The 13658-nt window shown below is 62.4% G+C and carries 17 protein-coding genes; 4 read left to right on the top strand and 13 right to left on the bottom strand.

Annotated features, from left to right (window positions below):
* Positions 1-123: 123 nt before the first annotated feature.
* The 4 genes from ABDW49_RS08215 to ABDW49_RS08230 are packed head-to-tail and all read right to left on the bottom strand — an operon-like array spanning position 124 to position 2531.
* The gene (locus ABDW49_RS08215) at positions 124-546 is read right to left on the bottom strand and encodes a hypothetical protein (RefSeq protein ID WP_343611086.1); all 423 of its coding nucleotides are present in this window, start codon (positions 544-546) and stop codon (positions 124-126) included.
* Positions 543-1598, bottom strand: coding sequence for a site-specific DNA-methyltransferase (locus tag ABDW49_RS08220; protein WP_343611088.1), 1056 nt, complete (start codon positions 1596-1598; stop codon positions 543-545). The genes ABDW49_RS08215 and ABDW49_RS08220 overlap by 4 nt, the downstream gene beginning before the upstream one ends.
* Positions 1591-2154, bottom strand: coding sequence for a hypothetical protein (locus ABDW49_RS08225; RefSeq protein ID WP_343611090.1), 564 nt, complete (start codon positions 2152-2154; stop codon positions 1591-1593). The genes ABDW49_RS08220 and ABDW49_RS08225 overlap by 8 nt, the downstream gene beginning before the upstream one ends.
* A gap of 11 nt (positions 2155-2165) precedes the next feature.
* The gene (locus ABDW49_RS08230) at positions 2166-2531 is read right to left on the bottom strand and encodes an ogr/Delta-like zinc finger family protein (RefSeq protein WP_343611091.1); all 366 of its coding nucleotides are present in this window, start codon (positions 2529-2531) and stop codon (positions 2166-2168) included.
* Positions 2532-2850: 319 nt separating this feature from the next.
* Here ABDW49_RS08230 and ABDW49_RS08235 point away from each other — a divergent pair, with 319 nt between their 5' ends.
* Both ABDW49_RS08235 and ABDW49_RS08240 read left to right on the top strand, forming a co-directional pair.
* Positions 2851-3684 (top strand): LexA family transcriptional regulator, encoded by an 834-nt coding sequence (locus ABDW49_RS08235; protein ID WP_343611093.1) that lies wholly within the window; start codon positions 2851-2853, stop codon positions 3682-3684.
* A gap of 122 nt (positions 3685-3806) precedes the next feature.
* Positions 3807-4250, top strand: coding sequence for a hypothetical protein (locus ABDW49_RS08240; RefSeq protein ID WP_343611094.1), 444 nt, complete (start codon positions 3807-3809; stop codon positions 4248-4250).
* A 397-nt stretch (positions 4251-4647) separates the two neighbouring features.
* Here ABDW49_RS08240 and ABDW49_RS08245 read toward each other — a convergent pair whose 3' ends face one another.
* From ABDW49_RS08245 to ABDW49_RS08285, 9 genes are all read right to left on the bottom strand, one after another.
* Positions 4648-5667, bottom strand: coding sequence for a contractile injection system protein, VgrG/Pvc8 family (locus ABDW49_RS08245; RefSeq protein WP_343611096.1), 1020 nt, complete (start codon positions 5665-5667; stop codon positions 4648-4650).
* Positions 5664-6050 carry a phage tail protein gene (locus ABDW49_RS08250; RefSeq protein WP_343611097.1) on the bottom strand — a complete coding sequence of 129 codons (387 nt, stop codon included), beginning with the start codon at positions 6048-6050 and terminating at the stop codon, positions 5664-5666. Before ABDW49_RS08250 ends, ABDW49_RS08245 begins: the two co-directional genes overlap by 4 nt.
* Positions 6050-8719: a hypothetical protein gene (locus ABDW49_RS08255; protein WP_343611098.1), complete on the bottom strand. Its 2670-nt coding sequence runs from the start codon at positions 8717-8719 to the stop codon at positions 6050-6052. The genes ABDW49_RS08250 and ABDW49_RS08255 overlap by 1 nt, the downstream gene beginning before the upstream one ends.
* A gap of 110 nt (positions 8720-8829) precedes the next feature.
* The gene (locus ABDW49_RS08260; RefSeq protein ID WP_343611100.1) at positions 8830-8958 is read right to left on the bottom strand and encodes a GpE family phage tail protein; all 129 of its coding nucleotides are present in this window, start codon (positions 8956-8958) and stop codon (positions 8830-8832) included.
* Between the two features lie 11 nt (positions 8959-8969).
* On the bottom strand, positions 8970-9317 hold the full coding sequence (locus ABDW49_RS08265; RefSeq protein ID WP_343611101.1) for a phage tail assembly protein: 348 nt from the start codon (positions 9315-9317) through the stop codon (positions 8970-8972).
* Between the two features lie 87 nt (positions 9318-9404).
* Positions 9405-9914 (bottom strand): phage major tail tube protein, encoded by a 510-nt coding sequence (locus ABDW49_RS08270; RefSeq protein WP_343611102.1) that lies wholly within the window; start codon positions 9912-9914, stop codon positions 9405-9407.
* A gap of 42 nt (positions 9915-9956) precedes the next feature.
* Positions 9957-11099, bottom strand: coding sequence for a phage tail sheath subtilisin-like domain-containing protein (locus ABDW49_RS08275; protein ID WP_343611103.1), 1143 nt, complete (start codon positions 11097-11099; stop codon positions 9957-9959).
* Positions 11100-11109: 10 nt separating this feature from the next.
* Positions 11110-11457 (bottom strand): oxidoreductase, encoded by a 348-nt coding sequence (locus tag ABDW49_RS08280; protein WP_343611104.1) that lies wholly within the window; start codon positions 11455-11457, stop codon positions 11110-11112.
* Positions 11454-12008: a phage baseplate assembly protein V gene (locus ABDW49_RS08285; protein ID WP_343611105.1), complete on the bottom strand. Its 555-nt coding sequence runs from the start codon at positions 12006-12008 to the stop codon at positions 11454-11456. The genes ABDW49_RS08280 and ABDW49_RS08285 overlap by 4 nt, the downstream gene beginning before the upstream one ends.
* Positions 12009-12042: 34 nt before the next feature.
* Between ABDW49_RS08285 and ABDW49_RS08290 the strand changes: the two genes are divergently transcribed.
* Complete coding sequence (locus ABDW49_RS08290) at positions 12043-13110, top strand: baseplate J/gp47 family protein (RefSeq protein ID WP_343611106.1); 1068 nt, start codon at positions 12043-12045, stop codon at positions 13108-13110.
* Entirely contained in the window at positions 13107-13655 is a 549-nt protein-coding gene (locus ABDW49_RS08295) for a phage tail protein I (RefSeq protein WP_343611107.1), read from the top strand. Before ABDW49_RS08290 ends, ABDW49_RS08295 begins: the two co-directional genes overlap by 4 nt.
* The last annotated feature ends 3 nt before the right edge of the window (positions 13656-13658 follow it).

The following is a 13658-nucleotide window of genomic DNA, read 5'->3' on the forward strand; positions in this document are numbered from 1 at the left end:
ATCGTTTTGACCGGTTACCACACCGCATCGGCACCGTTTTCGTGCCGACCTGAAAATGGCTATAGGGATTCGAACCCATTGGCAAGAACCGATTGGAACCTGCCCCCTGAATTCCACACAAAATCAACGTCCCGTCCTTTCAATTGGGTCGATGTTCAACCGGCGGCACAAACCCACTGCCGCCGCGCTGGTCAGGCCCAGCGAGTCCATCACGACGCACCAGTGCGGGGCTTGGGAGCGATCCCTAGCGCTCAAGCCCAGCACCAACCGGCGCAGCAATTCCGTTTCCGTTAGGTCCGCCAGATCGGCGCGCTTCGCGTCACGCGCGCGCACTGAAGGCTGGTCGAAGCCCACCGGTTCAATCTCCATGTGGCTGTGGTCGGGCGTGGCCCGCAGGGCCTCCGCTGCCTCGCGCGTCATCCATGCGGCGCGCGAAAGGCGACGGGTGAAGTGATCGCCCGCCGCACTCAGATACGCCCGATGCGCGGGGTTCCAGAGAACCACCGCGCAAGAGGCATCGACAGCGGAGGCGGCGCGCACGATCACGCGGCGGCAGGCTTCGCGGCGGGATCGAGGCCAGCCCAGACCGCATGCGGGCGGGTGGCCAACTCAAAAGAGGGCGCGTACTCGCAGAATTTCAAGGTGGTCGCTTCGGGAAGCGGCTTGGCCATGTAGGCGTCGAGCGCCGCTTTCAACTCGGCCTGTTCCGCAGCGGCTGCCGATACGTAGATGACGGCCTTGGGCGGGATGACTTCGGCCAGCCTCATGCCCTGTTCTTCCGCGATGCGCTTGCGGGCCGTCTCGAAATGGGCCGCGTCCATCTCGATGCCGATGAACCGGCGCCCGGTGCGGACTGCGGCAACGCCGGTCGAGCCGGAGCCCATGAAGGGATCGAGGATCACATCGCCGCAGATCGCCAGCAGATCGGCCAGGAGCGCGGTGGGCTTGCCCGCGATATGGTGCTTCTTCTCGCTCTGGGTGGCGAGGCGCACGTACTCCGGCGCGATGAAATCAGCCTGTTCGTCTACCTCATGGTGGAACACGCCGGGGGCGCAGGGGCCTTCCTTGCCCATCTGGCCGTTGCTGCCCCACGCCAGAAATTCGCACTGGTTGCGATAGGCACCCTTGCGGGGGCGGGTGCCCTCGGTTTTGTCCCACACGGCGGCGCCGCGCCACGTCCAACCACCGGCCTGCAAGGCATCCGTGGTAGCGGGATACTGGCGCCAGTCGGTGAAAACGCCGATGATGCCCTCGGGCCGGGTGACTTCGCGGCACAGGCCCAGCCACAAGGTGGACCACAGCGTGAAGGAACGCTGATCGCGGTTGTCTCCCGAAAACTCAGGATAGAGGCCGCGCGCCTTGGGGCCCTGATACTTGTTGCTGGTGGCGAGCGTGCGGGCGGTGCTGTGGATGCCGCCGCTCGAATAGGGCGGATCGGCCAGCACGTCCGTAACCCCGGCTTCAGCCAACTGTGGCAGCGCGCGCAGGCAATCTCCATGGATCAGCAGGGCATCGCCCACCACCTCCGCGCGGATGCCGTTGGCGGCCAGCGCCCACAGCACATTGACGGGGAACTGGCGGGCGGCGGTCTCAGGCATGCGGGCGTCCTTTTTCGATAGTGTCGGCGGGCACCAGCGCGCGCTGATGCTTGCACCCACCATCGACGTCCGAGCGCGCACCACAACGCGGGCACATTGTGCGCGGCGCCACCACAGGGCGCTTGTCGCCACGACCGCGCGGCAGGCGGCGCATGCGCAGCAAGTCAGCCGCGCGGACCACGTGCCGGGCGGGCTCGGGTTTGCCATCCATATGGGACTTGAGGGCGATACGCAGGGAAGCGGCCAGTGCCTCGCTGCCCATGCGGATGGCGTCCTCTGGCCGGATCATGCCGAGTTCGACCATATTGAGTTCTTGGAGCCCATCGGGCGTCATCACTTTGCGCGGGGCGACCACGGCTTGGGCCGCAAAGCGGCGGATACCGTCAAGCGACAGGCCGGTCTGTTCTTCCAGTGCGAAGGGGGAATAGGCCGCGCCGTCGCGCTCGACCGCCGCCACGATCATCTGCATGCGTCGGTCTGGGGTGCGGATCGGGCGGCGGGCATAGGTGTGGGGAACAGGCTGTGGCGGCACCGGGCCGCTGGCTTCATGCTGCATGGGGTGCTTCCTTAGAGTGTGGCCGCGTAGCGGTCGAAAAGGTCCATCTGGTTCAAATCGTCTTCTGAACCTTCGGCGCAGAAACGAGCGCGGCGAATGGCGGCCATCACGTCTTCCCGGCGCGGGGTACGCATGGGCAGTTCAGCCATCGCCGGGTTGGGGATGGCCGAGGGGACGATGCCGTAATCATACTGAAGCGTTGCGTGCCATGTATGCCCGCAGAGGTCGTTGGTGCAGCGGAAATGAAGGCCGCGTACCAAAATGGTGACTTCCTCGCTGGTGCGGCGCTGGCCCGGCCTCGTGCAATGCGGGCAGCGCAGATTGCCGTCGCGGGTGGCGACTGGCGGCAGGTAAAGGGGAGGGGATTCGGCTTCCATCACTTCAACCCTCATTTCAGTGAATTTTATAACGCATGGTTAAGAAATGTTGGCTTTTCGTTAGGCATGACCCGTTTTGATGAGGTTTTGAGCCGTTTTCGCGCCAACTCCGCTTTGAAGTGCGGTTGAAGTGGGGTCTAGTCTCGCACTGAAACGCCACTTCAGACTGTGCTCTGTCGTTAAGACAGATTATGAACTGGCCGAGCCAAGGGCGAATCGGCTCTGGCCCGCTGAATGCCGGGCATGGGGGAGTTTTGCCGCGCGTATGCATAACCTTGGCATCATGAATATTTTTTAATTAAAAGGCAAGGCTACTTTAATGACCGAAGACGGCAAATTCAGCGGCCATGACAACGTGATCCCGTTTCGCCCTGAAAGCGACGGGAACTTTCGCGTGGATCTGACGGCTGAAAGGGTGCTGCGAATTAAAGCGCGCATGGCTGACTTGAAGATTGACCAGTCCAGCCTTGCCTCGGCCACGGGCCTAAGCAACAGCGCGATCAGCCAAATTTTCACACTGAAGATTAAGCGGACGCGCCATTTTCCGGCTATTGCCAAGGCGCTCAAGGTCAACGTCTCTTGGCTGCTGGCCGATACCGATCAGCGCATTGATCTGAGTGACGGGCAGGGCGGAACTGTTTCGGAGGAATGCTTGCCCGATCTGCTCAATCAGGAGGATTTCAGCAACACGAAGGTGGATACGATACACACCGACGATATCCCGGCGGCACAGTTTGAGCGCAAGCGCACTACGATCCCCTTGGTGGAAATCGATCTTTCGGCAACGTCGCGCCATCACGTCAACGATCTGCCTGCCAAGCTGCAAACCCTGATGATGGATCGCGAATTTGTGCGGATGCACACCCAAGCGGACCTATCCACTGTGATGCTGGTGCAAAATATCGGTGACGTGATGGCCCCCACGCTGCTGAATACCGATTTGCTTCTGATCGATACCTCGCTGCGCGCTCTTGACCGAATGGATGCCATTTGGCTGATGCGTTATTCGGGCATGTTCATGATACGCAGGGTGCGCAAGACGGCCAATGGCCTGCGCCTGATGCCCGGTAATCCCGCGATCCCTGATGAAGTTGTGGCAGAAGGTGATGTTGAGTTTTTGGGCCGAATTGCTGGCTTCCATCGAAAGCTTTGAGCGCATCCTAGCATGATAGAATAGTTTTAAACCACTCAGATTTAATCTTTACCCGACTCGTAAGCCCCCCCTATCGCCCCTGTGTCTTGGCCAATTGGCTTAGTAACAGGGGCTATTTTTATATGCGGATTTTATTAGGTGCGGCTGCAATGTTGTTGCTGGCAGGCTGTGGCTCGGACGGCGCCAATTCTGGTGGCGGCAAAGCCTCTGAAGCGCAGGGGGCCCCGGCGCTCAAGGTAACTGCTGCCGAAGTTTCCAAGGCCTTCCAGAAGAATGAAGCAAAGGCCAAATTGACCTATGACGGGCATACGCTCGAGGTCACCGGGAAGGTCAAGGATATCGACCTTGATATTGGTGACTCGCCTGTCATCAAGTTGCGCGGGTTCGGTGAGTCCATGGGAATGGGCCTCACTCAGGAGGGCAAGCTTTCTGATGTAGACGTCCACGGTCTATCGAAGGAGGATGCCGCGAAGATCGATAAGGGGCAAAGCCTGACCTTCATCTGTGGCGGCGTTGATGAAGTGATGGGTAGCCCGCAATTGAGCGATTGTAAGGTCAAGGTCTAAAGCTAGCTCCTCTTTGCAGGAATGGCGGGCCGGTGAGCCCGCCATTCTCATCAAATCGTTTTTCCACCGCTTTGAACAACAAGGATTCAGGCCAGAAGCTTGCCCTTGCGATAGCATGAGACGTATCTTGACCTCCCTATCGCAACGGAGTCGGATAGATGATCGAAGTACATTTTTCCCAAGATTACGTTTTCAAATTTAACGACTTGTGGGAGGAATTTTTGAAAGGCAAGGCTGGGCGCAGTATGCCCTTTCCCCAAGACCCTATTGTTTTTCATCATAATCTTCCCGCAAATCGGCATGGTCGTTGGGTTCATGCGGAATTTTGTTTATTTATGGATGAGCATGAATTTCCGTATCTTCGAATGCAATAGAACATGTTCGATTGATGGGCCGGTCAGCCCGCCAATTCCATATCCAGATCCGTGGTGTAGCCGTCCTTGCTCATGTTGTGCTGCACGTTGACCATGCGCCACGCCTTGGCATCGATCTCAGCCTTGAAGCCGCTGACCTTGGCCCGCGCGCCCGCCGCCACCGCCGGATCTCCATAAGACAGCGTGAACTTTAAGCGCCCGCCGCGCCGGGCCAGCCTGTTGCTTTCCGACCCCGCCGCCGCCGCCGCGTCAGCCTTGCTGGAATAGATCCGCTTCAGCCGCTTGCGCGTGCTGCCCCCGGCGCCGACCACCACGCGCTTGCCGGTGCTCTGGTCGAAATATTGTGCCTCCGCTCCGTTCTGGCCGCTGTCGCGCGATGACTCCTCATATTCGGGCCTGCCGCCCATCTGGCGCGTGATCGTCAGTGTGGGCAGGGTTTTACCGCCTGCCGTGGTTTTCGCGCTGTGCGGGCTGAAAATCAGCCTTCCTGCCTTCACCGTGGCGGCAGCGTCATACCGGCGGCCCAGATCGCGCAGAAACTGCATATCGCTCTTGTGGGCCTGCTCTGCCGAGGTGACGACAACGCTGGCCAGATCAGGGTGGCATTTCGCAGTCAGACCGTTGGCCGCCGCAACCGCCGCGACGATCTGACCCAGCGTCTGACCGTGGTGGCTCTTGTTCTTGCGCTTGCGAAAGCTGCCCGCCAGATCCGCCGACCGCGCCGAGATGGTTATCGTATCGGACTCCTGGCTCACGCCGCCGCCCCAGCCAATGCCATCGACCTTGAAGGTGCCCTTTGACACCAGACCGACCTTGACCCCCGTGCCGCGCTCCCAGCCCAGCGAGACCGCCAGCAGCGCGCCCTTTTTAGGCATGGCAAGCTTGCCATCGTGATCCGACAGGCAGATTTCCAGCCTATCGGCTTTCTCGCCCGTGTCCTCGACCAGCGTGAGGCTGATAATCCGCGGGGCCATTTTCTCGGTCAGATCCTTGTTGCCAAGCGTCACCTTCCAAGCCGGTTTCGGGTTCACATAGCCGGTCATGCGTCTTCGCCTTCCTCCACGCGCATCAGCTCGATGGTGAAATCGATGCTGCGCGCGTAACCGCCCTCAATGATGTTGGTGTGCTTCTCTTCCAGACTCTCGATGGTGAAGAAGCCCATGACCTGATCGCGCATCACCAACGGATAGGCGTCGCCGGTATTGGCCATCTCGGCCAGTGTCTCGATATGGCTGTACTTGCCGGTGATCTCGGGAATCAGCGTCCCGTTGATGGTGACGTTATCCGATGCCTGGCCGGTGAACTGGACGGCAGGCAGCACGCCGAAACGATCCTTGCGTGCCTGCGCCCAGATGCGATGCCGCTCAAACTCATTATAGAGCGCAGTGCTGGTGTCGAAGATGAAAAGGCCAATGGCGACAAACATCAGAAATCGTCTCCGTAGCTGTCATGGCCCTTGGCGCGGGTGGCCTGATGAATTTTGCGCATGACCCGATCAGCCAGCGCATCGGCATTTTCGCCGGGCTGCTGATGGATATGGATCTCGAACTTGACCGGGCCACGCGAAGCTGCAGGCGCGCGGGCGCTCTCCGCAGCAGCGGCGCGCAGGCCACCGGGCGCGCCAAGCACCGGCTTTGCGCTGGCAGCCGGGGCGAGCGACATGGCCCCGGCGCCGACGACAGCGGTGGCCACGCGGCGCATGGAATGGACGGGATGATGCCCGCTGCGATCAAGGCCGATGGCCAAGCCGCTGGCGATATGGCCGCCGTATGCCATGAACACGCGGGAGGGTGAGCGGATCTGCAACTGGTTGGCGAAATTGCCGCCCACATTGTCCGCCATGTTGCCCGCAGCATCCATGGCCTTGGCGCCGAACTTCTTGATGCCATTGGCCGCGCCAGAGGCGATATCCGCGCCCCACTGCACAGCCTTGCCCAGCGTGGTGCTGCTCAGCCATGCGGTGAAGCCTGTCCAGCGGCCCTTCACCCAATCGATACCCTCGCCAAAGCCAGCCTTGATTCTGGTCCACGCTTGGCTGAAGGCGCCGCTTACTGCGCCCCACCCTTCATAGGCCTTGCCACCAAGCCAGACCAGCACGCCCGCCACTGCGCCGAGCCTCTGGCGCAGCCACGCGACCGCCGGGGCGCAGAACGCCTTGACGCTGTCCCAGCCTTCACGAAAGGCGGCGGTGATGCGGTCCCAATTGTTGTAGATTTTGGTGCCAGCCCAGACGAGGGCGGCCACCATGGGCGTAAAGATCACCATGGCAGTCAGGAACACGTTGCGGATGCGCGTCCAGTGCTTTTCGAAAAAGCCGCTGATGCCCTCGCTAAAGGCGTTCCATTTGCCCTTCACCCATGCGACGCCTTCGCCAAGGGTGCTCTTGATGTTGTTCCACCCACGGCTGAAGGCGCCGCTGATCTCATCCCAATGGTTGTAGATTTCATAGGCGGCCACGCCCACCGCCACGGCAATGCCCGTCCAGAGCAACACCATGGGGTTCGCAAGCATCATGGCGCCCGCCTGCGCGACACCGCGCGCCATAAACAGCGCGGCGCCGCGCACGACGTTGAAGGCCGTCGCTATCTGGGGGAAGGCCGCAGCAATGGTGCCCGCCGCGCGAAACTTGCTCCACGCGCCCCATAGCTGGGCAACCGGCCCCAGCAGGCCGCCAAAGGCCAGCTTGGCCGCGCCGGTAGCAAGGCGCATGCCGACCAGCGCCATGACCGCAGTGCCGATCCAGCGGAAGGCGGTGGGATGGGCGTTGGCGGCATCGGTCAGCCCGCGCACGGCACCGGTGGCCATGCGCAGGGCGCCGGTCATGTTTTCCAGCAGGCCGCCCTTGCCGCCCGCAGCGACAAGGAAATCCTGCGCCGCCGCCTTCAACTGGCCGCCTTGCCCGAAAAAGCTATCCTTGGTCTGGTTATAGGCCTGATCGAGACTCTGGGTCTTTTCGAAGGCCTCGCGCGACCGCAGGATGGTGGGCAACTGCTTGTTGATCAGGTTGAACAGCGCGCCGCCGGTCTTACCGAACAGCAGCATATTTTCGCGCTCAACATCCTTCACGCCCCGCTTCTGATAGGCGGGCAGCACATATTTCCGATAAAACTCGACAGGATCGGTGGAGAGGCTGGCGGCGGCCTCGCTGTTCATCGGATTGGCGCCGTTCTTGAACGCCTTGATGCCGCCGACCTTGTTGTAGATGATGGCGTCTTTGTTCCACAGGCCAAGGCGCAGCATTTCGCTGGCGGCGGCCTGATTTTTGACCATGCCGTTCATGCGCGAATAGGCGCTTTGCAGGCCGACGCCCGCGCTGTCGTGCATTTCCGCGATCAGCGGCTCAAAATCGGCAAACATGGTGCGCGCGGACAGCTTCATGCCCGCAGTGCCGGCGCGTGCCAAAAAGCCCTGATAGGCCGCCGCATCGACGGTGCCGCCAGACGATTGGATCGCGCGAAACAGGCCATCGGTCAGAGAGGCGGCGCGGTGCGTGTCCGTTGTGCCGCCCGCCTGCTCGACGAAGCGCAGGAAGTAACGTTCCTGATCTTCGCTCATCTCATGGCCGCTGGCCTTCAGCGTGGCCGCCATCTTGGCCATATAGGGCGCCATCAGCTTGGCGCCCTTCAACTGTTCCTCAATGGTGTGTTCGCCGCTCTCGCGGAAGGCGCCCTGCGCTTCCAGCAGATAGCGCATGTTGTCTTTCGCGCTCGATCCGGCGACGCCCATGGCCTTGGAATAGGCAGTCAATTCATCGACCGCCTTGTCGCCCAGCCCAAGGATATGCATTTTGTTCTGCATGGCCTGAAATTCGCCAGCAGCATGCGCAACACCGGCAACAGGGGCGGCAAAGACGGCGGCGCCCATCAGGGTGGCCATGCCCTCTTGGCGGTAGGCCGAGGCGCTTTTCTGCATCTTTGAGATGCTGCCCTCGATCTCCATCAGGCGCTTTTTGCGCGTGATGAGGGCTTCGGCGCTGGCCACTTCCTGTTTCGCCAACTCATGGCGATACCTGATGCTGTCGGTAAGTTTGCCCTGGCTGATCGCCGCATCCAGTTCCTTGAACCGCGTCTTGGCCTGCACAAGCTCGCGGTTCATGGCCTTCATTTCGGAATTGGAAGAGCGCCCAAGTCCGACCATGGACTTGAGCGCTCCGGACAGTCCGTCCATAGCCGTGAAGCGAACGACAAGGTTCAGATCGTTCGACATTATTCAACGCCTCGCATGTCTTTGAAGCGCTTCACGGCCAGTTTCTGCCAACGCGCCAGTTCGATAAGATTCATCGGCTCAAGCACATCGGGCGGCCAATGAAAGACGGCGGCAATGTCCGCCATCATGTCATCGACGGTCAGGCCTCCGTGGTCTGATCCGTCTCCGGGGCCGCCGTCTTCTTCGTGAAAAAACCATAGATGGCCCCGCCGATCTCGCCGATATCGAGGATATCGAGCGCGGCGGCTTCATGCGGGCCCACGGTGGGCATGGCGATGCGCGGCGTGAGGGCGATCAGGCTTTCGATATCGCCGTTGACCAGCCCGTTGACATTGAGGCCGCGCAACTCGCCCGCGTTGGGGCGGCGCAGGGTCAGGGTGTCGATGGTCACGCCATTGTCGCGCTTGATCGGCTCGGACAGCTTCACGGTGACGGCCTTGGCGACGCCGGGCAGGGTCAGGGTGGGGGCGGTGGGGGTTTTCGTCATGGGGATGCCTTTCGAGGTCGGGGGATGCGGTGAAATGGCTTCCCGCTCCGGCGCGCCCGCAAATTCGCGCCGGGGCGGGAAAGGGGCTTAGTCGGAGACCGCGTTGCGGATTTCCTCGTATCGATCGACACCGAAAACGAGGAAGACCATGGACAGGAAGTCGATGGTGAGCCAGTTCTCGCCGTCGACGTTCAACTCGTAATAGGCGACCGCGAAGGTGCCCTTGTGCTGGGTGTCGTCGCCCACCTTCTGCTGGCCCAGATCGATGGTGGTCCAGCGGCCCAACACGTTGACCTCGAGCACGCGCACCGCGCCGCCGCCCTCTTCCTGAAAGGCACCGGCAAAGCGGGCATGCACACCGTCAAACGAGCCGATTCCGAACTGGCGCAGCATGCCTGCGATCAGGCCGCCCACGGTGGCCTCCAGTTCCATCTTTTCGAGGCCCTGATCGACCTGAAGCGGGCCGAGCATGCCGCCGCCGCGCCATTCGGCCATCTTCAGCGCCAGCTTGGGAAGGGTGACTTCCTGAACGATGCCGCTGTGGCCGATACCGTCCAGATAGAGGTTCATATTCTTGAGTTTCGCGGGGAAGCCCATCGCGCAATGCTCCTGTCAGATAGGGGGGATCGGCGCGGCGCGTCAGGCGGCAGCGGCGTTGGAGGTGTTGGCCAGCCCGCTCAGCGCGCCGGTATAATAGGTGTCGGTGATCGTCTGATTTTCGGTCAGCTCTTCGAGCGGCGCGCAGGGCGTGAAATCGTAATCCAGCGCCAGACGGCCCGCCGCCAGATCGCCCGAGGCGTTCTTGCTGGGATCGAACCACGCCTTGCCGCCGATGATCTGGCCGTTGGTGACCATCTTGCGCAGGGCGCCGTTGATCTTGGTCAGCAGCATCTTGACCAGCGCTTCGGTGATCGGCTTGTCGATGTAGGGGAACAGCGCTTCCTGAAAGGTGTCCTGAAGCACCTGGCTGGTGCGGACAGCGCTTTCGAAGACCCACGCATCCTCATCCGAGCGGGTGCGATTGCCCCAGAAGCGATAGCCGTTGTAACAGATGATGGTGGTGATCCCGGCGGCGTTCAGAACCGCCGCGTCGGTGGTGTCATCGTCCATTGCCCACGAAACATCATAGGCGGTGCCGGTCATACCGGTGATGACGACATTCGAAAGCGTCTTCTGCCAGCCCTGCGTCTGATCGATGTAGGAGCGCAGGCCCAGCGCGCAGCCGATGGTGTGGGTGGCGCCCTTGTTCGATGCGGGCCAGAACAGCATCAGTTCCTTGTCACCGAACTGCTCGGCATAGGTGACCGCCGCGTCGCGCGTGGCGCCCTCGGCCATGCAGTAGGCGAAGCCGCGCAGGCGCTTGGCAACAGCGATCAGGCCGTTGGTCACGTCCTCGCTGTCTAGGCCGGGGGCGCCGAGGATGCGCGGGCGCACACCCGTCTTGGCCTCGGCCATCAGCAGGGCCTGCATGCCGGTGTAGGCCGCCACGCCAGCGGTGCCCAGCACCTTGGTATCCTGATCCTGCGCATCGACCGCCACGCGGACCACGATGATTTTCGGGCTGACAATGCCCTGAATGGCGGCCAGCGCCGGATAAAGCGTGCCGACCTTGCCCGCCTTGGCCAGCGCGGCGGTAACATCGGTGATCAGCACCGGCGTATCGAGCGGGAAGGTGAGGGCATCGGCATCCGTGCCGGTGGCCACGAGACCGATAACCGAGGTGGCGACGGTGGCAGGCGTCAGAGAGGTGGACGACAGGATATTGGTTTTGATGCCGTGCATGGGCGATCCTTCAGCGAGAAAGGGGGATGGTCTGGGCGGTCAGGGAGTTTGAGGGGCCGCGCCGCACGCGCTCGACCGTCAGGGCCGCCGTGCCGCGCGCGTAATCGCCGGTCAGCGTCACCTTCCTGATTTTGATGGCCGGGAGCCAACGGCGCATGGCCATGGCCGCCGCCGAGGTCAGCAGGAGGCCAGTGGCGCGGGTGAGGGGCTGATCGAGGATTTCAAACCCGATCCACCCGTATTCCGGGCGCATGGGGTAGGTGACCAGCGGCGTGGACAGCAGGTCCTCAATGCACTCATCGTCATAGGCATCGCCCGAGATGACCGCCCCGGTGGTATGGCTGATGCTGGTTGTCATGCGACCGGCCCGCCCGAAATGACGAGGCCCGCCGCGACCTTCTCATGCTTGTGAGTGCCCAGCGCGATTCCGCCTGCTTTGACCTCGGCGCCGGAGATCTCGCCGTCGCTGGTGATGGGGCCGGTGCAGTGAAGCGGGCCTTCGAAGGTCACCCCGGCCTCTGCCACCACCTTGAAGGTGGCCCCGGCGGCCAGCGTGTAGACCAGTTGGTGCGCGGCCCAATCGTAAGACAGCGTGGTGCCATCCTTGTATTTCACAAGGGCAGTGTTGGCCTTGACGATCTGGGGGAAGCCGGGGCGGGGCAGGCCACGCAGCGCGCGGGCCGCGCCGATCTCGCCGCCGGGGCACAGCAGCATGACGCCCTCGCCAATCTCAGGGTCGGTCCCGGTGGACATGGGCCCGGCGCCAGCTTCGAACCACTTGATCGGGGGCGTCAGGCTTTCGTCGTCCAACTCCACCACGATCATGCGCGTATCGGCATCCACGCTGGCAATCGTGCCTTCGCGGATGATCTGATCGGCATCAGAGGGGGTGTCTTCGGGCGTTCTCATGCCCCGACCATGGGGCGACCACAGCGGCGTCTCTATGGTGCGGAATTGTCGGGCGGGGCGCCACAATGGCCGCGCGTCGCGGGTGGGCGGCGCCTCGGCCACTACCATCTACATGGCTACAAGCTCCACCATCGATCTGTCGCAATTGCCCGCACCCGAGGGCGTGGAAACGCTCGATTTTGAGGCGATCCTTGCCGAATACGTTGCCATCGCGACGCCGCTGATCGACTTCAATCCGAACTTCCCCGGCGATCCCGTGACAAAGATCCTGTCGGCGCTGGCTTACCGCGAAGTCTATTGGCGCACCCGCGTCAATGAGGCGGTCAAGGCGGTGATGGTCGCCTATGCGATCAAGGGCGATCTGGACAATCTGGGCGCGCTGATGGGTGTAGCCCGCCCTGTCGTCACCCCGGCAGATGCCACCGCCGGCACCGCCGCCGTGATGCTCGACGATGAAAGCTATCGCGCGCTGATCGTGCAGGCGCCGCAGGGCTATTCGGTGGCCGGGCCGGAGGGCGCCTATATCTTTCATGCCTTGGCGGCATCGACCGATGTGCAGGACGTGTCGGTCAACGCGCCTCAGCCTGACGATATTAAGGCGCTCGTTATGGGCGTACTGGCCGCCCATGGCGCGGATGCAGCGCTCACGGCCGCCATGCAGACCACGCTTGATGAAGCGGTCTGGCCGGGCACGGTGGAGGTTTGCGTCCTGTCAAAGCAGGGCGACGGCACGGCGCCGGAAACCCTGCTCGATACCGTCGATGCGGCCCTGTCGAGCGATGATGTGCGCCCGCTCACCGATTACGTTAAGGTCAAGTCGGCCGAAATTCTCAACTATGGGATCGATGCCGAACTGACCTTTTTCGACGGCCCCGACCGGGCCGTGGTGCTGGCCAAGGCCTTGCAGCAGTTGGAGGACTACAAGGCGGCATCGCGCCGCCTAGGCCGCGATATCGTGCGCGCGGCGATCATCACCGCCCTGTGCCCCAAGGGCGTTCAGAATGTGAAGCTGAACAGCCCGCCCGAGGATATCCCGGTCAATCAGCAGCAGGCGGGCAACTGCACCGGCTCGACGGTGGCCAACATGGGCGTGGGCGAATGACCGCCCGCAGCGTCCTGCCGCCCAACACCAAAGCGCTGGTGCTGGCCTTCGAAACCGTGGGCACCACCCGCCTTGAGGCCGTCACCAACCCGATCCGCTCGCTGTGGTCGGCCCAAGATTGCCCCGAGGCCTTTTTGCCCTGGCTCGCGTCCACCGTGGGCGTGGAGACGTGGGACCCGGCCACGCCACTTCAGCTTCGCCGCACGCGCGTGGCGCAGGCGATCACCATCCACCGCAAGAAGGGCACCGCCAGATCCGTGCAGGATGTGATTGCGGCCTATGGCGGCACGGCGGTGCTGAAGGAATGGTTCGAGCAAGAGCCCAAGGGCATCCCTCGCAGCTTCACCCTGCAGATTGCGCTGGGCGGTCAGGCGGCGGCGCCCACCGCCGATTTCATCTCAGGCCTGATGGCTGACGTTACCCGCACCAAGCCGGTGGGCAGCTTCTTCACCTTCACCATTGCCGCCAGTTTCACCGCCACCTTGACCATCGCCCGCGCGGCGCGCCCCGCCGTTTTCGCGCGCCTCACCTGTCACGAAGCTTGACCG

Source organism: Novosphingobium sp., from assembly GCF_039595395.1.
Taxonomy (GTDB): Bacteria; Pseudomonadota; Alphaproteobacteria; order Sphingomonadales; family Sphingomonadaceae; genus Novosphingobium.